Below are 17,310 nucleotides of genomic sequence, written 5' to 3'. Positions count from 1 at the left end.
GAACGACTAAACGATTACTTTTTGAATCATAGATTAAAGAATAAAATTCTACAATTTCAATATCAACTTCTTTTGGATAAAAAATCAAATGGTTATAATGTTTATCATTTTTATTATGTTTAAACTCATAAACATGATGAAATCTCGTATGTAAGTAAGGAATCAAATTCGATTGGTTTAATTGCCTGAATTTCGATATTATTAATATAGGCCTTATTCTGGAAACTAATTTTTAAAATTACACCTATAAAAGTCGAAATCTGTATAATTCGTAATAACCAATCAATATACATCGCCCAGTCTATTTTTAAAAAATAATCAGTGTTCAATATTTCTCAAATCTCCCTTCAAAAATCCTTCCAAATCTCTTTCATGCTGATACTTAATGGCAGACTTCTTATCTTTGTCAAAGATGGTTTTGGTTAGGTCAATATCGTTGATGGCCGCAATTGCAACCGTATAGTGAATGATATCTGCCAGTTCTTTGGCTAGTTCCTCGTTTGAGTCCTGAACGCCCTCTTTTCGACCAGAGCGCCCATTCAAGACCTCAGCTACTTCTCCGACTTCCTCCACTAGTTTGATAAAGAGGCCTTCCTCAGTTCGAGACTGTTGGTAATGTTCGAGTAAGTAAGCTTGTAATTGTCTAAAGGTTAAATCCTTCATCTTCTCCTCCACAAAAAAGCGAGACATCTGTCCCGCTTTCTTTATTTTTCATCGATAACGATTCTTACTTTCTTGTCTTCAGTTGGGACAGAGTAGACAATCGTTCTTATCGCTGAGATAGTGCGACCCTTACGACCGATAACACGACCGACATCGCTTTGGTCAAGATCCAAGTGATACTCCAAAAACTCTGGCGTGTCTTCGATCTTGATAGTTAAGGCATCAGGGTGTGAAATCAAAGGTTTCACAATCGCAATAATGAGATTTTCAATCGTATCCATCTGTCAACCTACTTTAAACTTATTTTGAGAATTTAGAATCGTGGAATTTTTTCAATACGCCTTCTTTTGAAAGGATGTTGCGAACTGTATCTGAAGGTTGAGCTCCATCAGCCAACCATGCAAGAACGCGGTCTTCTTTCAAAGTTACTTGGTTTTCAGCAACAAGTGGGTTGTAAGTCCCAACTGTTTCGATGAAACGTCCGTCACGTGGTGAACGTGAGTCTGCTACGTTGATACGGTAGAAAGGTTTTTTCTTAGAACCCATACGAGTCAAACGGATTTTAACTGCCATTTTTTAATGTCTCTTTTCTTATTTTTTTATTTCGGTGAAATAGCTGAGCTATTTAGCACATGTTCTATTATAGCAGATTTCTGACAGGTGTCAAGAAAAAAACTTGACAGAGTCTTAATTTTTTTAACTACTAGAAATTTTTAGTAAAATCTTTTACATTTGAAATCAAACTCCTTTTAAGGTACAATGGTAGAAATGAATTTTTGAGAGGTTAACAATGAAAAAACTAGCAACCCTTCTTTTACTATCAACTGTAGCCCTTGTTGGATGTACTAGTATCCAACGTGGTCTCCGTGGTGATGAATATGTCGACTCTAGTATCTCTGCTGAAGAAAGCTCAAAAGCAGCTGCTCAGGCTGCCAAAGATTTGAATGACGCTTTGACAAATGACAATGCCAACTTCCCTCAACTTTCTAAGGAAGTTGCTGAAGACGAAGCTGAGGTCATTTTACACACAAATCAAGGCGATATCCGCATCAAACTCTTTCCAAAACTAGCACCTCTTGCGGTTGAAAACTTCCTTACTCACGCTAAGGAAGGCTACTATAACGGCATCACCTTCCACCGTGTCATCGATGGCTTTATGGTTCAAACTGGAGATCCTAAGGGAGATGGTACAGGAGGCCAATCTATCTGGCATGATAAGGATAAAACGAAGGACAAGGGAACTGGTTTCAAAAATGAAATCTCTCCTTACCTATACAATATCCGAGGAGCCCTTGCTATGGCTAACACTGGTCAACCAAACACCAACGGTAGCCAGTTCTTCATCAACCAAAATTCAACAGATATTTCAGCTAAACTCCCTACAAGCAAGTATCCAAAGAAAATCATCGAAGCCTATAAAGAAGGTGGAAATCCAAGTCTAGACGGCAAACACCCTGTCTTTGGTCAAGTCATCGATGGCATGGATATTGTTGACAAAATTGCCAAGGCTGAAAAAGATGAGAAAGACAAACCAACGTCTGCTATCACCATTGATAGTATCGAAGTGGTAAAAGACTACGATTTCAGCAAAAAATAAGCCATCAACAGATAAGGAGACGATGACATGATTTTATTTTGGGGTTCTAAAGGTTATCAGAAAGATTTGGGACATACGCAAACAGCGATCGAATGTGGTCACTGTAACAATGTCGACACATGGGAGATCGTAGAAACTGGACGCAAATTTACCCTCTACTGGATTCCACTTTTTCCTTATGGTAAAAGTTACTTCGTTTCTTGTCCGATTTGCCACTACGGTAAAGAAATTGAGAAATCTGAAGTTGAAAACTATTTAAATTACTAGTCAAAAAAGCCAAGTCATTTCGACTTGGCTTTTTTAGCACCTTTAAGTTAGCTTGTTAAAGTCCCAGATTTGGTCCATCCAGCCTTCATAAAAGTCTGGTTCGTGGCAAACCATTAGAATACTTCCTTTGTATTCTTTAAGCGCCCGTTTGAGTTCATCCTTGGCATCTACATCCAAGTGGTTGGTCGGCTCGTCCAGCACTAAGACGTTATTTTCACGGTTCATCAAGAGACAGAAACGCACCTTGGCCTGTTCCCCACCTGACAAGACTTGAATTTGACTTTCGATGTGCTTGGTTGTCAAACCACAACGAGCAAGGGCCGCACGAACTTCTGCCTGATTGAGTGCAGGAAAGGCATTCCAGACAGCTTCAAGAGGGGTTTGACGATTGCCACCTTCTACTTCTTGCTCAAAGTAACCAAGTTCTAGGTAATCACCGCGTTCAACTTCCCCAGCGATTGGCGGAATAATGCCCAAGAGAGACTTCAAGAGGGTTGTTTTCCCGATACCATTTGCCCCGATAATAGCAACCTTTTGATTGCGTTCAAAGGTGAGGTTTAAAGGCTTAGTCAGAGGACGGTCATAACCAATCTGCAAGTCCTTGGCTTGGAAGATAAAACGCCCTGGCGTACGAGCTGTTTTGAAATCAAAGGATGGTTTTGGCTTCTCACTTTGCAGTTCGATAATATCCATCTTGTCGAGTTTCTTTTGACGGGACATGGCCATATTACGCGTTGCAACACGCGCTTTGTTTCGAGCCACGAAATCCTTGAGGTCTGCAATCTCTTTCTGTTGGCGTTCGTAGGCTGCCTCCAGTTGAGATTTCTTCATAGCATAGACTTCTTGGAACTGGTAATAGTCACCAGAGTAACGCGTCAGCTGTTGATTTTCCACATGGTAGACGATATTGATTACGTCGTTGAGGAAAGGAATATCGTGCGAAATAAGGACAAAGGCATTCTCATAGTTTTGGAGATAACGCTTGAGCCAGTCAATGTGTTCAGCATCCAAGTAGTTGGTTGGCTCGTCAAGCAACAAAATATCTGGTTTTTCAAGGAGGAGTTTAGCCAAAAGCACCTTGGTTCTTTGTCCACCTGATAAGGCTGTTACATCTGTATCCATGCCATAGTCCATGACACCCAGAGCACGCGCTACTTCATCAATCTTAGCATCCAAAGTATAGAAGTCACGACTCTCCAAACGGTCTTGTAGTTCGCCAACTTCTTCCATGAGCGCGTCGATATCCGCTCCGTCTTCAGCCATTTCCATATAGAGGTCATTGATACGAGCTTCTGCTTTAAATAGCTCATCAAAGGCTGTACGCAAGACATCACGCACGGTTTGACCTTCCTTTAGTACAGCGTGCTGATCCAGATAGCCAGCAGTCACATATTTGGACCACTCCACCTTCCCTTCATCTGGTAACATCTTACCAGTCACGATGCTCATAAAGGTTGATTTCCCTTCACCATTGGCGCCGACTAGACCGATATGTTCTCCCTTGAGGAGACGGAAGGACACATCTTCAAAAATTGCACGGTCACCAAAACCGTGACTTAAATTTTTAACTTCTAAAATACTCATTCTAATTCCTTATCTTGTTTTTATGCAGTCCTTTATAGAGGACCCAAGCCAGATAGCCTCCCAGGGTATTGGTCCACAAATCATCAATCTCAAAGACGCGATTAAAATCAAAGAAAAAGTCTAAGACCAGTTGCGTGCACTCGATTCCTAAACTCAGTAGAAAGCTGAGAAGGATGATTTTTTTGGTTTGTCGCAAGTTTGGGCAGAGATAGATCAGTTGAAAGACTAGTGGGAAAAGCAAGAAGACATTTAAAATGTTCTGCAAAAAGATCCAAAGGACTTGTCCCAAACTAGTCACTTCACCCAGTTTCCAAAAGGAGTTTAAGGGAGTTAAAAGAAAAACCAGGCGTCCAAAAGTTTGAATACCTGGAGTTTCCACTCCTGTAGGAAGTTGAGGTTGGGGAGTAAAACAAAAACAGACAATGCAAAGACTGTAAATAGCCACTCCCAATCTTAAGATTAATTCTCTTTTTTTAGTCATTTTATGGATTTACCGCTGCGACTGCCTTCTGGCGGTCACGTTTCATTGTATTGGAGCGTAATTGTCCACAAGCTGCATCAATATCTGTACCATGCTCTTGACGGACAACACAGTTGACCCCTTTTTTCTTGAGGGTATCGTAGAAGGCCATCACGCGCTCTTTAGGACTACGGCTATATTGGTCATGTTCACTAACTGGGTTATAGGGAATCAAGTTTACATAAGACAATTTCTTGATATTCTTGAGCAATTCAGCCAATTCCAAGGCTTGTTCAACACCATCGTTGACTTCATTGAGCATGATATATTCAAAGGTCACACGGCGATTGGTTGTTTCGATATAGTACTCAATAGCTGCAAAGAGCTTTTCAATCGGAAAGGCACGGTTGATCTTCATGATGCTTGAGCGCAATTCATTATTGGGTGCGTGAAGAGACACAGCCAGATTGACCTGTACGCCTTCATTAGCAAAGTCACGAATTTTATGGGCCAAACCTGAAGTTGAAACAGTGATGTGACGAGCACCGATAGCCATCCCCTTGTCATCATTGATGGTGCGGACGAAATTCAACACATTGTTGTAGTTATCAAATGGTTCTCCAATTCCCATGACAACAATATGACTGACACGCTCGTCCTGACCACGCTCATCAAAATATTTCTGAACCAGCATGATCTGCGCTACAATTTCACCGTTATTAAGATCACGTTGCTTCTTAATCAAGCCTGACGCACAGAAGGTACAACCAATATTACAGCCAACCTGAGTGGTCACACAGACTGACAAACCGTAGTGTTGACGCATGAGTACTGTCTCAATCAACATGCCATCTGGCAACTCGAAAAGATACTTAACAGTACCGTCAGCTGACTCTTGTACGATGCGTTGTTTCAATGGATTTACGACAAACTGCTCATTGAGCTTGGCAATCAAATCCTTGGAAAGGTTGGTCATTTCTTCAAATGACTGGACACGTTTACGGTAGAGCCATTCCCAAATCTGATCTGCTCGGAATTTCTTTTCTCCTTGTTCTAACACCCATTCTTGCATGGCTTGACGTGTTAAACTATAAATAGACGGTTTCATCTCTTCTCCTTATTCTCTATCTATTTCTGACGAATGACAAAATGGCGCTGTCCCTTGTCCTCTTTCTGAGACTTTTGGTCCTTATGACGACGTCTATTTCGCTTATCCGCATTTGGTTTTCTCTTGTTTTGCGAAGGTTTCTTTCCTCTTCTAGGAAGATTCTCCTCTTCCTTTTTACGTATTTTCTTGTCAAATGAAGCACGCTTAGGTGCTTGGTTTTCTAGGACAAAATAAGCACAACCATAACTACAGTACTCCAAAAGATAATCCTGTAAGCGACTGATTTTTTCAATTTTTTCCTCTGTTCGATCGTCTTTGTAAAAACCTCGTAGGCGAAGCTGTTCATTGCTCCAGTCCCCTACGACATAATCAAACTTGGTCAACACTTCTGAAAAGCGCTGATTAAAGACGGTCACATCGAAAGCCTCCTTGATATTTTCAACCAAGGTAAAAGCAATCCCTTCAGTCTCAACTTTATCCCCATTTATCTGAAATTCTGGGCCAGGAAACTTGTTATAATTGTATAATTCAGGTGAAATTTCTTTACGCATAGTCTTCCTTTTCCACGATTACTTAACACTCTATTTTACCATATTTTCTACAAGTTGGCACGAATATCCTGAAAATGAAAAAAGTCTGACGATTCTGTCAGACTTCTGCTTGAAAACCTTAAAAAGAGAAGAACAATTCTTCCCTCCATATTTTATTATTTAGCTGCTGCGTAAAGCTCGTCTACCTTGTTCCAGTTAATCACTGAGAAGAAAGCTTTGATGTAGTCAGGACGCACGTTGCGGTATTTCACGTAGTAAGCATGTTCCCAAACGTCCAAGCCCAAGATTGGTTTTTTACCTTCTGAGATTGGTGTATCTTGGTTTGCTGTTGAAGTCACTTCAAGCTTCCCTTCTTTGTTGACAACCAACCATGCCCAGCCAGAACCAAAGCGTGTTGTAGCTGCTGCTGTAAAGGCTGCTTGGAACTCTTCAAATGAACCAAATGTTGCGTCGATTGCTGCTGCAAGTTCTGCTGAAGGGGCAGTCTTTTCAGGAGTCATCAATTCCCAGAAAAGAGCGTGGTTCAAGTGTCCACCACCATTGTTGATAAGCGCTTGGCGGATATCAGCTGGGATAGATTCTACATCAGCAAGCAAAGCTTCAAGGTCTTCACCGATTTCAGGGTGTTTTTCAAGAGCAGCATTGGCATTGTTGACGTAGGTTTGATGGTGCTTGTCATGGTGCAAGTGCATTGTTTCAGCATCGATGTATGGTTCCAAGGCGTCATACGCGTATGGAAGGTCTGGTAAGATAATAGCCATCTGTAATACCTCTTTTTCTTTCTATAAGAAAATGATAACGCAATCATCCTCTTTTTTCAAGTTTTTTGCTCAATTTGCTTCAGCCGCGATCTGCAAGAGTGCCTTTTCAAACAAGTAACTTTTTTCATAGACACCTGTCTTAATCTGGTAGTCTGTTTCAATCAAATAAGAAATCGCTTGCTTGAGAAAAGCCAAGGAAATCCCTCTCGAATCTCTTAATGCGAACTTGATTTGATAAGGATTAGGATTGCGTCCCAAATAAGTCCCCAGACTGCTTACAATCTGCGATTCCGTTTGACCAGAATCTGATAAGATTTTCACTTGGGTAAAGGTTCGGAACTGTCCTAACATGACAGCTATGAGCTTGATTTCGTCTTCCCCTTGCAGGGTCAAGTCTCTGACCAAGTCACGGGCCTGATCAATCTTCTTAGCTAAAATAAACTGAGTTAAGTCGAAAATATTGTCCTGAAGAGTCTTGGGAATGGCTTCGATAATATCCTTTTCCTCAATCACATCGCCTGGCTTATAAGACTGTAAAAAGAGGAGATTTTTCTGGATTTCGCTAAACTGAAAGCCAGACTTGATGAGTAGATTTTCAAAAGACTTTTCCGCAAACTTCAAACCTTGTTTCTGGCTCCATTTTTGGAAATACTGGCGCAATTCTTGTTCTTTAGCTTCTACTGCATCAAAGACCTTGGCATCACGTTTGAGCAGTTTGACCAATCGTCTCTTGCTATCCAGTTTTCCTTCTGCAAATATCAATAACTTGGTTGTTGGCGAAGGGTTATCAAGGTATGCCTCAAACGACTTGAGCTCATCATCTGCTAAAAAGCGTTTCTTGGCTGTTGTGATATCGACAAAATGGTCTAATATCACGATTTTCTCATCCGCAAATAAAGGGAGACTGACCAGCTCCAACTCTAAGTCTTTATAAGCTACTTCTTTCATATCAAAGTAAGCAAAATTGAGATCAGCTGGATCATAACCAATCTGTTTCAACACTTGACTCTTCATAACTTCAAACTGGCCCTGATCTGTCCCTGTAAATAGATTCAAGCTAGATAGATTTGATAAAGTCAACGTCTGACTGTCTTCAATGGCAAGCATCATCTCTCCTTTCTTCTGATTTTTTATTAAACTTAATCAATATAGCGCAATTTCCCACGGAAATCTTCTAGGCTCTCGTATCCTTTTTCCGCCATGATTGCTTTTAGTTCATTGGTAATGCGTTCAAAAGCACTGATACCTTCTTTGTGAAGAGTGGTCCCTACTTGCACCATACTCGCACCGCAGAGGATATGTTCAAAGGCATCACGACCCGTAAGAACGCCACCCGTTCCGATGATTTGGATTTGGGGATTTAAACGTTGGTAAAAGGCGTGCACATTCGCTAGAGCAGTCGGTTTGATATACTCTCCACCAATGCCTCCAAAACCGTTTTTAGGGCGAATAACGACAGACTCATCTTCGATATAGAGACCATTCCCGATAGAGTTAACACAGTTAACAAATTTGAGTGGATACTTGTTAAAAATAGCTGCCGCTTGGTCAAAGTGGACAATATCAAAATATGGTGGCAACTTGATTCCAAGAGGTTTGGTAAAGTAGGCAAATACCTCTGACAAGATACGGTCTGTTGTTTCAAAATCATAGGCAATCTGAGGTTTTCCTGGAACGTTTGGACAAGAGAGATTAAGCTCTGTCAGTCCTTTGAATTCACTCTCTTGAACTTTTTTCAAGATGGCATGTGTTTCTTCTGGAGACATGCCAACTAAAGATAGGAAGAAAGTTCGGTTTGGCTCTTTTTCCTGCAAGTCCAAAAGATAGTCCAGATAGTAGTCTAAGCCATTATTTGGTAAGCCCATGGAGTTGATAGAACCAAGTGGAACATCCTGGTAGCGTGGCTCAGGATTGCCCTGACGAAAGTCCAAGGTCGCAGTCTTCGTAACAAAAGTACCCGCCGCTGAGTTTTTGACCCCTTCAAGCTCTTCTATCGTCATACAAGCCACACCCGCTGCATTCATCAAGCAATTGTCAAACTCAAAGCCAGCTATTTGTGTTTTCGTTGATACCATGATTCTGATCCTCCAGATTCCTTTTATTTCTAATATTATACCATACTTTAAGATTTTCTCTTTGAGAAACTAATTTCTATATAAAACGTTCGGTTTTGTAAATTGAAAGAATTTTTAGAAAATTTCTGTTTTTTTCTTTACACTCAAAAAAAATTCTGCTATAATGGCTCATGTAATAAAATATAACAACAAAAAGGAGAACGATATGACATCTGCTAAAGACTATATCCAAAGCGTGTTTGCAACTGTGAAAGCTCGTAACGGGCATGAGGCTGAATTTCTCCAGGCGGTTGAAGAATTCTTCAGCACTTTGGAACCTGTATTTGAAAAACATCCCGAGTATATCGAAGAAAACATCTTGGCACGTATCACTGAGCCTGAGCGCGTAATTTCTTTCCGAGTTCCTTGGGTTGACCGCGATGGAAAAGTCCAAGTGAACCGTGGTTACCGTGTTCAATTCAACTCAGCTGTTGGACCATATAAAGGCGGACTTCGTTTCCACCCAACTGTAAACCAAGGGATTTTGAAATTCCTCGGCTTCGAACAAATCTTTAAAAACGTTTTGACTGGACTTCCAATCGGTGGAGGTAAAGGTGGATCAGACTTCGATCCTAAAGGGAAGACTGATGCTGAAGTGATGCGCTTCTGCCAAAGCTTTATGACAGAATTACAAAAATACATCGGACCATCTCTTGACGTACCTGCTGGTGATATCGGTGTAGGTGGACGTGAAATTGGTTACCTTTACGGACAGTACAAACGTCTTAACCAATTTGATGCGGGTGTCTTGACTGGTAAACCTCTTGGATTTGGTGGTAGCTTGATTCGTCCAGAAGCAACTGGTTATGGTTTGGTTTACTACACTGAAGAAATGCTCAAAGCTAATGGTAACAGTTTTGCTGGTAAGAAAGTGGTAATTTCAGGTTCTGGTAACGTAGCTCAATATGCTCTTCAAAAAGCGACTGAACTTGGTGCGACTGTTATCTCTGTATCTGACTCAAACGGTTATGTCATCGATGAAAATGGTATTGACTTCGATCTTTTGGTTGATGTTAAAGAAAAACGCCGTGCTCGTTTGACTGAGTATGCAGCTGAGAAAGCAACTGCTACTTACCATGAAGGTTCTGTATGGACTTACGCTGGTAACTACGACATCGCTCTTCCATGTGCGACTCAAAACGAAATCAATGGTGACGCAGCTAAACGTTTGGTTGCTCAAGAAGTTATCTGCGTTTCAGAAGGTGCTAACATGCCTAGTGACCTTGACGCGATTAAAGTCTACAAAGAAAACGGAATCCTTTACGGACCTGCCAAAGCTGCTAATGCTGGTGGTGTAGCCGTTTCAGCCCTTGAAATGAGCCAAAATAGCCTTCGCCTTTCATGGACACGTGAAGAAGTTGACGGCCGTCTCAAAGATATCATGACCAATATCTTTAATACAGCTAAAACAACCGCTGAAACGTACGGTCTTGGTACTGATTACCTTGCAGGAGCTAACATTGCTGCCTTTGAAAATGTAGCAAACGCTATGATTGCACAAGGTATTGTTTAACTAGTCGATACATCCTATCGGAGGACTAATGATGAACTTACGGCCAATGGAAGTAAAAGACAATCCAGCTGTAGCACAACTCATTCGAGCTAGCCTTGAAGAATTCGGGCTTGACAAACCAGGAACTGTCTACTTTGATTCTCATCTAGATCATTTGGCCGACTATTATCAACAGCAAGAGAGAGCAGCTTACTTTATTCTGGAAGATGAAGATCAGCTGGTTGGCTGTGGTGGCTTTGCACCTGTGTCTGATAAGATTGCTGAATTACAAAAACTGTATGTCACTAAAAACAGTCGTGGCAAAGGTTATTCCAGTAGGTTGATAAAGCGCATATTCCAGGAAGCCCGCCTAGCAGGTTATGAACAGCTTTATCTAGAAACTACTACTGAACTGGCTACGGCTGTGACCATCTATCAACACTATGATTTTACAGCACTAAAACAACCACTTTCTAACGCCGCCGGCCACCCAGCTATGAATATCTGGATGATAAAATCTCTCTTGTCAGATGAATAGATGGCAGTATACTATGATCGACTCGAAGACATCAGGATCAAGATCCTCCACACAGTTAAAACAACTTTTAACAATGTAGCCAAGGCTATGATAGTTAAGGTATTGTTTAAGATTCATTTGCTTAATCCTCAATCATTATGATTGGGGATTTTTATGTTGGCTTCAAAAAAGCTCACTATTTAAAATAGTAAGCTTAAAATCAAGATTTATTTTACTTCTACTAAGGCAAAAGACAGACATTCAACTATTTCATTTACTGCTTCATCTATGTCTAGGTCCTCATTATCATTCAACATCATTGGAAGAGCATAAGAAAGACTCAAGGCTAAAATATAGCGAACAATTCTTTCGTTTGACCAATCTCGGATAACACCATTCTCTTTAAACTGATTCAGAACTGGACTAATTGACTTAATGATAGAGTGAACAATAACATTCCCTAACTGGTCAGAAGTAGTTTCATCAATAAAAGAACGACTCAAGAGAATTTTAACTTGCATTTGATTCTCCTGAATGAAAACTAGTCTATCTCGAACAATGCTTCTCAAAAACACTGGAAAACTCTCTTGGCTTGCTGTAAATTTCTTCTCAGAAAAATCAGCAATTACATCTGGAATAACCTGTTCGAGAAAAGTTGACAGAATAGCCTCTAAGATGCCTTCCTTGGTCTTAAAGTAACTAAAAACGGTCCCTTCTGAAACTCCAGCCTCCTTAGCAATAAGGCTGGCTGTTGTATTTTCAAAGCCAATTTCTGAAAATAGCTTTAGACTTGATAATAATACTTGACGTTGTTTTAAACTCAAGTTGCTATTTTCTAATGTCTGAGCATACTTTTGTTCTAAACTTTCCATTGCTGGCACCTCTCTGCTACTCTCTTACTTTTATAACCTTCTTACCTCGAGTGTGTCCCGACTTCAGACTACGATATGCCTCTCTAACAGACTTTAGAGAAAAATCATAAACCTGATCAATATTCAGCCGAACCTTCCCATCTGAGACCATTTCCGCTAGAACTCTAAAATCATCATATGTGGAATGTCTCGGACCCGTGAACTGAGCACCTCTTATCATAACATATGGTGAAGGTACTAACGTTCCAATAGCAGTGCCCTTCAATCCCAAACTGAAAGCCAATTTAACATAATCACTTCCATAGCAATCCAAGAACTTTGTAATCGGCGTTGGACTTGCTGATAGAAGAGCATTCTGGATGTTTCCTTCGTAAGCTACTGGTATGGCACCTAAGGACTTTAGATAATCTGAATTTTTCTTACTTGCAATTCCAATAACTGTCGCACCTTTAGCAACTGCATACTGTACTGCGATACTTCCAATACCACCTGCTGCTGCTGAAATAACTACAACATCTTTAGAGTTTAGATCAATCTTTCTAAAAGCACCTCCCACTGTTAGAGAGGCTACACCCATAGTAGCTGCATGGTTCATATCAATCATCTCTGGTTTCAACACAATTTCTGATTCATTGACACAAACTTCTGTTGCCAAAGCTCCCCTCTTGGTACCCAATCCAGGGTCACTGATCATTGTTCCAAAAACCTTATCCCCTACTGCAAACCGATTTACTCCTTCACCAACTTCTGTGATAACTCCAGCAAAATCCCGACCAACACCTCTTGGAAAAAGAGATGATTTTGACTCAAACCAACGACTTGGCTTCCTGAGTTTTGTCATAAAAGATAGAAATCGGAGTGGCTTTGCACCTTCAAAAGTCTTATAATCAATAGGATTTAAACCAACTGCATGAACTTCTACCCTCACTTGATTCAGTTTCAAAGAATCAGATTTAATGTTCACTAAATCTAACACTTCTTCATCACCGAAACGACTATATTGTATTGCTTGAACAACCATTGTATGAACTCCTTTACACATCTACAAAATTGAGTGAGCACTCAATCATTTTTTTGATTATACACTTATTCTTCATAGATTTCAACTATACTGTTTCTACAATTTCTAACTAAGTTAGCTGTTCATGATAAAAATAGATCTATTTTCCCTTATGAAAAATTATCAAACTATAAATTAGAGAAATCCGACTGCTTATGAAAGCAGTCGGATTTTTATATATCTAATTTTTCAAAAAATTTGCCTGCTGACCGCTTTTCTTTTAGCTTCTCCAGCAGCTCATCCTCTATAAAAGGAGTCAGGTCGTCAAAATCTTGGCAAACCTTAAAAACCGTCTCTCTGTCCAACTGGCCATAAGCTAGCTCATAATAGTCCTTATTATGATGCCAGTTCTGGTCATAGTTGATATCTTTCCGTTGATAGTAAACAATGTTTTGCTTCGGTGTCAGGTAAAGCTTCTGTGTTAGAATACTTTTCTGATCTTTGGACAACTTGCTACGACTGAAAATCTTAACACCTTGAAAGATCTTGCGCTCATGGATACCTTGATTTGTAACTTTTAATTCAACTCTTTTATAGTGCATATAGTCACCTCCAAAAATTACTTTCATTATATCAGACTCTGGCAGATTTTCAAGCAAAAGTGTCATTTCCAAAAATCTTTAGTCGCCTCTAAAATCTGTTCCGTTGGTGTCACAGTTGCTTCAATAATAGTTTTGCCAGTCATTTTCAGATAGGCTTGTATCAGATGATAGCCATAAGCATAGCCCGCAGCATAAGGCATTCCAACTGGTATCTGACCCTGTATCTTAGCTATTTCATCACCGTAGAGATATGGTGCCATTTCCGCCATCCCCGTTAGCTGAAGCTGACTTGAGATGATGGGCTTAATCTCTTCTAACTGCTCTGGACTGGTTGAAGTAACCCAAGGCCCAATGAGATCTTTGCCATAGAGCTCAGCAGCAAAAAACTCTGCCAATCCTTCACTGACTACCCAGTCTGCTAGTGTCGTCTGCTGGTTCCATTTGACAAATTGAAAGCGGACATTGTGATTGCACTCATGGGCTAACGCCGCCTGCACACGGGGTAAAGTATAGTCATTTGGTAGCAGACTAAGCATGAGGTAGCCTGGAATTCCACCATCTCCACTATAACCCTTATTGAGCTGTAACATGGGCTTTTCAGGGTTGCCCAATAAAATAGTAAAATGGTAATCCTCAACCTCTAAGTCATAGCCAGCCTGCTCAAAAAGACCAATACTCCTCTTGATGGTATTCTGGCAGTCTTGCCAGAGTTGATCAGAGCTCAGAGCGTCGATAGCTGGTCTATCCTTCTCTGACAGAGTTCCGGGTAGCTGATTCATAAAACCAAGTAGGAACAAAGCATCAAATCCTCCGGGATACTTGGCTTTCAGAGGAATATGTTGAGTTTGGTATTTCGTAGCAAAAGGTGCTAATATTTTAGCTCGAAAACAGCCCTCTCTCTTTTCCAAAGGAAGCTCGAGCATCTCTTGGTAAACTTCATCTGAACGAATCATATTGATTTGCATAGTAATCTCCTTTCTTATCTATTATTAGTATAATCCCTTACCTAAGGTCAGAGTCAAGAAGAAAATTGAATTTCTATCAAGATTCTAGTAACTGTTAGAAAAAGCACCCTAGAACTTTCGTATCAGACTATAATTTAGAGGTAGATTTACCATTCTAAACAGAAAAAACCGCTACTCCTAAGAATAGCGGTTTAATCATGTTTTTAAGCTACTAATGTAGTTGCTCTATTATTTAAGAGTAACTGAAGCTCCAGCTTCTTCCAATTTAGCTTTGATTTCTTCAGCTTCTGCAGTTGGAACGCCTTCTTTGATGACACCTGGTGCACCATCAACAAGTTCTTTAGCTTCTTTAAGTCCAAGACCTGTGATTTCACGTACAACTTTGATAACGCCAACTTTTTTGTCACCAGCAGCTGTCAACTCAACGTCAAATGAATCTTTAGCAGCACCAGCGTCAGCAGCACCAGCTGCAGCAACAGCTACAGGAGCAGCTGCAGTTACACCAAATTCTTCTTCGATAGCTTTTACAAGGTCGTTCAATTCAAGGATTGAAGCTTCTTTAATTTCAGCAATAATGTTTTCAATGTTCAATGCCATTGTTATTTCCTCCAAATAAGTTTTTAATTTTATAATAGTTTTTCCGTAGCTAGGCTACGCTGCGTAGCTTAAGATTAAGCTGCGTCTTCTTTGTTTTCTGCAACCGCTTTGACTGCAAGAGCAACGTTGCGCACTGGCGCTTGAAGTACAGAAAGGAGCATAGAAAGAAGTCCTTCGCGGTTTGGAAGAGTTGCAAGAGCAACGATTTCTTCTTTAGATGCGACAGCGCCTTCGATTGCACCACCTTTGATTTCAAGTGCTTCAGCGTTTTTAGCAAAATCGTTCAAGATTTTCGCTGGTGCGATAACATCTTCGTTAGAAAATGCTACTGCAGATGGTCCAACAAATACTGATGCAAGATCTTCAAGACCAGCTTTTTCAGCTGCACGACGCAAGATTGAGTTTTTAATGACTTTATACTCAACTTCGCTTCCACGAAGCTCACGACGAAGAACTGTATCTTGCTCAACTGTCAAACCACGAGCGTCTACAACGACGATAGATGCAGCAGCTTTCATTTTTTCAGCCACTACGTCAACTAGTTCCGCTTTTTTAGCAATAATTGCTTCACTCATTAGTGTGTTCACCTCCGTAATTATTTTGCTTGGGGAATTTTTCCAAAAGAAAAACGCGCCCAAACCTAGACACGAAAGTACAATACGCTTCTTTTTACATGATACGTTTTGTCCTCGGTAGGATCTTTATGAGTCGAGCTCCCCTACTGTCTTAGGCAGTTTTTTCAAACCGTATATAAGTATAGCATAGACAAAAAAAGAATGCAAGATTTTTGCAAACTTTTTTTAAAATTTTTTAAATCTCTACTGTCAAAACTTTGCCTTGCTTAACCACCTGTTCTCCAGCGATATAAACATCGTCAACATCACTGGATTTGACAGCATAAACCAGGTGAGAGAGCATATTTTCCTGAGGTTGAAGATGGATTTTTCCTTGTGGTTGAATGACCAGAAAATCTGCCTGTTTGCCAACTTCTAGGCTTCCTATCTGATTTTCCATTCCTAGAACCTTAGCCCCTTCGATTGTCAGTGCCTTAAGGGCTGTCTCGATAGGGAATTGGCTGGCATCTCCACTCTTCATTTTCTGAAGAAGGGCTGCGGTCCGTCCTTCCTCAAACATATCTAGATTGTTATTGGAAGCAACTGAGTCAGTCGCAATTCCGACTGCTACTCCTGCTTTTTGCAGTTGGATGATTGGAGCGATCCCTGAGGCCAGTTTGAGGTTACTAATAGGATTGTGAGCGATGGCCACTTGAGAGGTTGCCAAACGTTCAATTTCTCTCTCGTTTAATTCGACCCCGTGAGCAAAGACAGACGGATGATCTAAGTAACCTAGTTCTTCTAGAAATGCGAGGGGGCGTTTGCCGTATCGTTTCAGGATAATTCCTGATTCCTCCTTGGTCTCCGCCACATGGATATGGATAGGAATGTCCAGCTCTTTTGCCATATCTAAGCTTGCTTCCAGAAGGTCTCTACTACAACTGTAGGGAGAATGTGGAGCCACCATAACCTTGAAATTTGGGTTTTCATATCCTAAGATTTCCTCTATGATGGCTCGTGTTCTGCTCATAGTCTCAGCAGTTGATTCTGCCTCTGAAGAAAAGAGGGTCGGTGAGAAATAACCACGCATCTTGGAAGCTTTGACTGCCTGATAAATTTGCTCAATCGCCACACCATTGGGATTATACATATCGTTGAAGCTTGTTGTTCCTGACTGGAGCATCTCTGTCAGAGCCTGCTTGACTGCTATTGTAGTCATGTCAGGAGTGAAGTCTGCTTCTGCTGGCCAGATATAGTCATTGAGCCATTCATGGAGATTGCTGTCATCTCGGATCCCTCTCAATCCTGTCATAGCTGAATGGGTATGGCAATTGATCAAACCAGGCATAATCCAGGCTCCCTGATAGTCTATAATCTGCTCGGCTTGATTTAAAATTTCTTGTTTCTCTTGACCGACATAGATGATTTGAGAGTCCTTAACGGCTAAGATACCATCCAAATAAACATGGAAATCTTGGTCACAAGTCACGATATTTAGATGATGATAGACTTTCATTGTTTTCTCCTTCTAAGACCCTAATTTTTTCTAGCTATTGTAACAAAAAAGTCACCCGAAGGCAACTCTTTTTATCCATAAGATTTCAAA

21 protein-coding genes and 1 other annotated feature are annotated in these 17,310 nt (G+C 40.6%); of the genes, 4 read left to right on the top strand and 17 right to left on the bottom strand.

What is annotated here, in order from left to right; translation table 11 throughout:
• Positions 1–318 precede the first annotated feature (318 nt).
• From GMD6S_RS01445 to rpsP, 3 genes are read right to left on the bottom strand one after another with little or no spacing between them, the layout of a single operon-like run.
• Entirely contained in the window at positions 319–663 is a 345-nt protein-coding gene (locus tag GMD6S_RS01445; RefSeq protein WP_000654122.1) for a MazG nucleotide pyrophosphohydrolase domain-containing protein, read from the bottom strand.
• Between the two features lie 41 nt (positions 664–704).
• Complete coding sequence (gene kphA, locus GMD6S_RS01440) at positions 705–944, bottom strand: RNA-binding protein KphA (protein WP_000379615.1); 240 nt, start codon at positions 942–944, stop codon at positions 705–707.
• Between the two features lie 19 nt (positions 945–963).
• Positions 964–1,236 carry a 30S ribosomal protein S16 gene (gene rpsP, locus GMD6S_RS01435; protein ID WP_000268760.1) on the bottom strand — a complete coding sequence of 91 codons (273 nt, stop codon included), beginning with the start codon at positions 1,234–1,236 and terminating at the stop codon, positions 964–966.
• A 217-nt stretch (positions 1,237–1,453) separates the two neighbouring features.
• On the opposite strand from rpsP, the gene GMD6S_RS01430 reads away from it, so the two are divergent.
• Together GMD6S_RS01430 and GMD6S_RS01425 are read left to right on the top strand one after the other, a co-directional pair.
• A complete protein-coding gene (locus tag GMD6S_RS01430) occupies positions 1,454–2,260 on the top strand; it encodes a peptidylprolyl isomerase (protein ID WP_000731940.1) in 807 nt (268 codons plus the stop codon).
• Between the two features lie 27 nt (positions 2,261–2,287).
• Positions 2,288–2,527: a zinc-ribbon domain-containing protein gene (locus GMD6S_RS01425; RefSeq protein WP_000600214.1), complete on the top strand. Its 240-nt coding sequence runs from the start codon at positions 2,288–2,290 to the stop codon at positions 2,525–2,527.
• 42 nt (positions 2,528–2,569) lie between these two features.
• On the opposite strand, the gene GMD6S_RS01420 is transcribed toward GMD6S_RS01425, so the two are convergent.
• The 7 genes from GMD6S_RS01420 to GMD6S_RS01390 form a co-directional block, all read right to left on the bottom strand.
• Positions 2,570–4,111, bottom strand: coding sequence for an ABC-F family ATP-binding cassette domain-containing protein (locus GMD6S_RS01420; RefSeq protein WP_000025360.1), 1,542 nt, complete (start codon positions 4,109–4,111; stop codon positions 2,570–2,572).
• 1 nt (position 4,112) lies between these two features.
• The gene (locus GMD6S_RS01415) at positions 4,113–4,592 is read right to left on the bottom strand and encodes a VanZ family protein (RefSeq protein WP_000163102.1); all 480 of its coding nucleotides are present in this window, start codon (positions 4,590–4,592) and stop codon (positions 4,113–4,115) included.
• A 1-nt stretch (position 4,593) separates the two neighbouring features.
• Positions 4,594–5,679 carry a 23S rRNA (adenine(2503)-C(2))-methyltransferase RlmN gene (rlmN, locus tag GMD6S_RS01410; RefSeq protein WP_000804751.1) on the bottom strand — a complete coding sequence of 362 codons (1,086 nt, stop codon included), beginning with the start codon at positions 5,677–5,679 and terminating at the stop codon, positions 4,594–4,596.
• A 20-nt stretch (positions 5,680–5,699) separates the two neighbouring features.
• The gene (locus GMD6S_RS01405; RefSeq protein WP_001224385.1) at positions 5,700–6,230 is read right to left on the bottom strand and encodes a YutD family protein; all 531 of its coding nucleotides are present in this window, start codon (positions 6,228–6,230) and stop codon (positions 5,700–5,702) included.
• A gap of 155 nt (positions 6,231–6,385) precedes the next feature.
• Positions 6,386–6,991 (bottom strand): superoxide dismutase SodA, encoded by a 606-nt coding sequence (sodA, locus tag GMD6S_RS01400; RefSeq protein WP_000974733.1) that lies wholly within the window; start codon positions 6,989–6,991, stop codon positions 6,386–6,388.
• Positions 6,992–7,060: 69 nt separating this feature from the next.
• Positions 7,061–8,098: a DNA polymerase III subunit delta gene (holA, locus tag GMD6S_RS01395; protein WP_000879628.1), complete on the bottom strand. Its 1,038-nt coding sequence runs from the start codon at positions 8,096–8,098 to the stop codon at positions 7,061–7,063.
• Positions 8,099–8,130: 32 nt separating this feature from the next.
• Positions 8,131–9,066, bottom strand: coding sequence for a dihydroorotate oxidase (locus GMD6S_RS01390; RefSeq protein WP_000255165.1), 936 nt, complete (start codon positions 9,064–9,066; stop codon positions 8,131–8,133).
• A gap of 205 nt (positions 9,067–9,271) precedes the next feature.
• Here GMD6S_RS01390 and gdhA point away from each other — a divergent pair, with 205 nt between their 5' ends.
• Complete coding sequence (gdhA, locus tag GMD6S_RS01385; RefSeq protein WP_000199514.1) at positions 9,272–10,618, top strand: NADP-specific glutamate dehydrogenase; 1,347 nt, start codon at positions 9,272–9,274, stop codon at positions 10,616–10,618.
• 31 nt (positions 10,619–10,649) lie between these two features.
• On the top strand, positions 10,650–11,135 hold the full coding sequence (locus GMD6S_RS01380; protein ID WP_001053557.1) for a GNAT family N-acetyltransferase: 486 nt from the start codon (positions 10,650–10,652) through the stop codon (positions 11,133–11,135).
• A 206-nt stretch (positions 11,136–11,341) separates the two neighbouring features.
• Here GMD6S_RS01380 and GMD6S_RS01375 read toward each other — a convergent pair whose 3' ends face one another.
• The 7 genes from GMD6S_RS01375 to GMD6S_RS01345 form a co-directional block, all read right to left on the bottom strand.
• Positions 11,342–11,986 (bottom strand): TetR/AcrR family transcriptional regulator, encoded by a 645-nt coding sequence (locus GMD6S_RS01375; protein WP_000444592.1) that lies wholly within the window; start codon positions 11,984–11,986, stop codon positions 11,342–11,344.
• Positions 11,987–12,002: 16 nt separating this feature from the next.
• Positions 12,003–13,007 carry an NADP-dependent oxidoreductase gene (locus GMD6S_RS01370; RefSeq protein WP_000261421.1) on the bottom strand — a complete coding sequence of 335 codons (1,005 nt, stop codon included), beginning with the start codon at positions 13,005–13,007 and terminating at the stop codon, positions 12,003–12,005.
• Positions 13,008–13,219: 212 nt separating this feature from the next.
• A complete protein-coding gene (locus GMD6S_RS01365) occupies positions 13,220–13,588 on the bottom strand; it encodes an EXLDI protein (protein ID WP_009013639.1) in 369 nt (122 codons plus the stop codon).
• Positions 13,589–13,650: 62 nt separating this feature from the next.
• A complete protein-coding gene (locus tag GMD6S_RS01360; RefSeq protein WP_001166696.1) occupies positions 13,651–14,553 on the bottom strand; it encodes a DUF2268 domain-containing protein in 903 nt (300 codons plus the stop codon).
• A gap of 228 nt (positions 14,554–14,781) precedes the next feature.
• Positions 14,782–15,150: a 50S ribosomal protein L7/L12 gene (gene rplL, locus GMD6S_RS01355; RefSeq protein WP_001196964.1), complete on the bottom strand. Its 369-nt coding sequence runs from the start codon at positions 15,148–15,150 to the stop codon at positions 14,782–14,784.
• Positions 15,151–15,224: 74 nt separating this feature from the next.
• A complete protein-coding gene (gene rplJ, locus GMD6S_RS01350) occupies positions 15,225–15,725 on the bottom strand; it encodes a 50S ribosomal protein L10 (RefSeq protein ID WP_001287275.1) in 501 nt (166 codons plus the stop codon).
• 38 nt (positions 15,726–15,763) lie between these two features.
• Positions 15,764–15,899: a sequence feature (ribosomal protein L10 leader region), on the bottom strand.
• 61 nt (positions 15,900–15,960) lie between these two features.
• Positions 15,961–17,220: a TRZ/ATZ family protein gene (locus GMD6S_RS01345; RefSeq protein ID WP_000870139.1), complete on the bottom strand. Its 1,260-nt coding sequence runs from the start codon at positions 17,218–17,220 to the stop codon at positions 15,961–15,963.
• Positions 17,221–17,310: the final 90 nt, after the last annotated feature.

The sequence above is a fragment of the Streptococcus sp. GMD6S genome, from assembly GCF_000297015.1.
This window is presented reverse-complemented; position numbering and strand designations above follow the sequence as displayed.

What these genes read in the sequence shown, in the direction of transcription:
- rlmN (WP_000804751.1), bottom strand. Translation starts at nt 5,679, where the DNA reads ATGAAACCGTCTATTTATAGTTTAACACGTCAAGCCATGCAAGAATGG.
- GMD6S_RS01365 (WP_009013639.1), bottom strand. Translation starts at nt 13,588, where the DNA reads ATGCACTATAAAAGAGTTGAATTAAAAGTTACAAATCAAGGTATCCAT.
- GMD6S_RS01370 (WP_000261421.1), bottom strand. Translation starts at nt 13,007, where the DNA reads ATGGTTGTTCAAGCAATACAATATAGTCGTTTCGGTGATGAAGAAGTG.
- GMD6S_RS01380 (WP_001053557.1), top strand. Translation starts at nt 10,650, where the DNA reads ATGAACTTACGGCCAATGGAAGTAAAAGACAATCCAGCTGTAGCACAA.
- sodA (WP_000974733.1), bottom strand. Translation starts at nt 6,991, where the DNA reads ATGGCTATTATCTTACCAGACCTTCCATACGCGTATGACGCCTTGGAA.
- GMD6S_RS01425 (WP_000600214.1), top strand. Translation starts at nt 2,288, where the DNA reads ATGATTTTATTTTGGGGTTCTAAAGGTTATCAGAAAGATTTGGGACAT.
- GMD6S_RS01345 (WP_000870139.1), bottom strand. Translation starts at nt 17,220, where the DNA reads ATGAAAGTCTATCATCATCTAAATATCGTGACTTGTGACCAAGATTTC.
- GMD6S_RS01430 (WP_000731940.1), top strand. Translation starts at nt 1,454, where the DNA reads ATGAAAAAACTAGCAACCCTTCTTTTACTATCAACTGTAGCCCTTGTT.
- GMD6S_RS01390 (WP_000255165.1), bottom strand. Translation starts at nt 9,066, where the DNA reads ATGGTATCAACGAAAACACAAATAGCTGGCTTTGAGTTTGACAATTGC.
- GMD6S_RS01415 (WP_000163102.1), bottom strand. Translation starts at nt 4,592, where the DNA reads ATGACTAAAAAAAGAGAATTAATCTTAAGATTGGGAGTGGCTATTTAC.
- rpsP (WP_000268760.1), bottom strand. Translation starts at nt 1,236, where the DNA reads ATGGCAGTTAAAATCCGTTTGACTCGTATGGGTTCTAAGAAAAAACCT.
- rplJ (WP_001287275.1), bottom strand. Translation starts at nt 15,725, where the DNA reads ATGAGTGAAGCAATTATTGCTAAAAAAGCGGAACTAGTTGACGTAGTG.
- GMD6S_RS01445 (WP_000654122.1), bottom strand. Translation starts at nt 663, where the DNA reads ATGAAGGATTTAACCTTTAGACAATTACAAGCTTACTTACTCGAACAT.
- kphA (WP_000379615.1), bottom strand. Translation starts at nt 944, where the DNA reads ATGGATACGATTGAAAATCTCATTATTGCGATTGTGAAACCTTTGATT.
- GMD6S_RS01420 (WP_000025360.1), bottom strand. Translation starts at nt 4,111, where the DNA reads ATGAGTATTTTAGAAGTTAAAAATTTAAGTCACGGTTTTGGTGACCGT.
- GMD6S_RS01375 (WP_000444592.1), bottom strand. Translation starts at nt 11,986, where the DNA reads ATGGAAAGTTTAGAACAAAAGTATGCTCAGACATTAGAAAATAGCAAC.
- GMD6S_RS01360 (WP_001166696.1), bottom strand. Translation starts at nt 14,553, where the DNA reads ATGCAAATCAATATGATTCGTTCAGATGAAGTTTACCAAGAGATGCTC.
- GMD6S_RS01405 (WP_001224385.1), bottom strand. Translation starts at nt 6,230, where the DNA reads ATGCGTAAAGAAATTTCACCTGAATTATACAATTATAACAAGTTTCCT.
- rplL (WP_001196964.1), bottom strand. Translation starts at nt 15,150, where the DNA reads ATGGCATTGAACATTGAAAACATTATTGCTGAAATTAAAGAAGCTTCA.
- holA (WP_000879628.1), bottom strand. Translation starts at nt 8,098, where the DNA reads ATGCTTGCCATTGAAGACAGTCAGACGTTGACTTTATCAAATCTATCT.
- gdhA (WP_000199514.1), top strand. Translation starts at nt 9,272, where the DNA reads ATGACATCTGCTAAAGACTATATCCAAAGCGTGTTTGCAACTGTGAAA.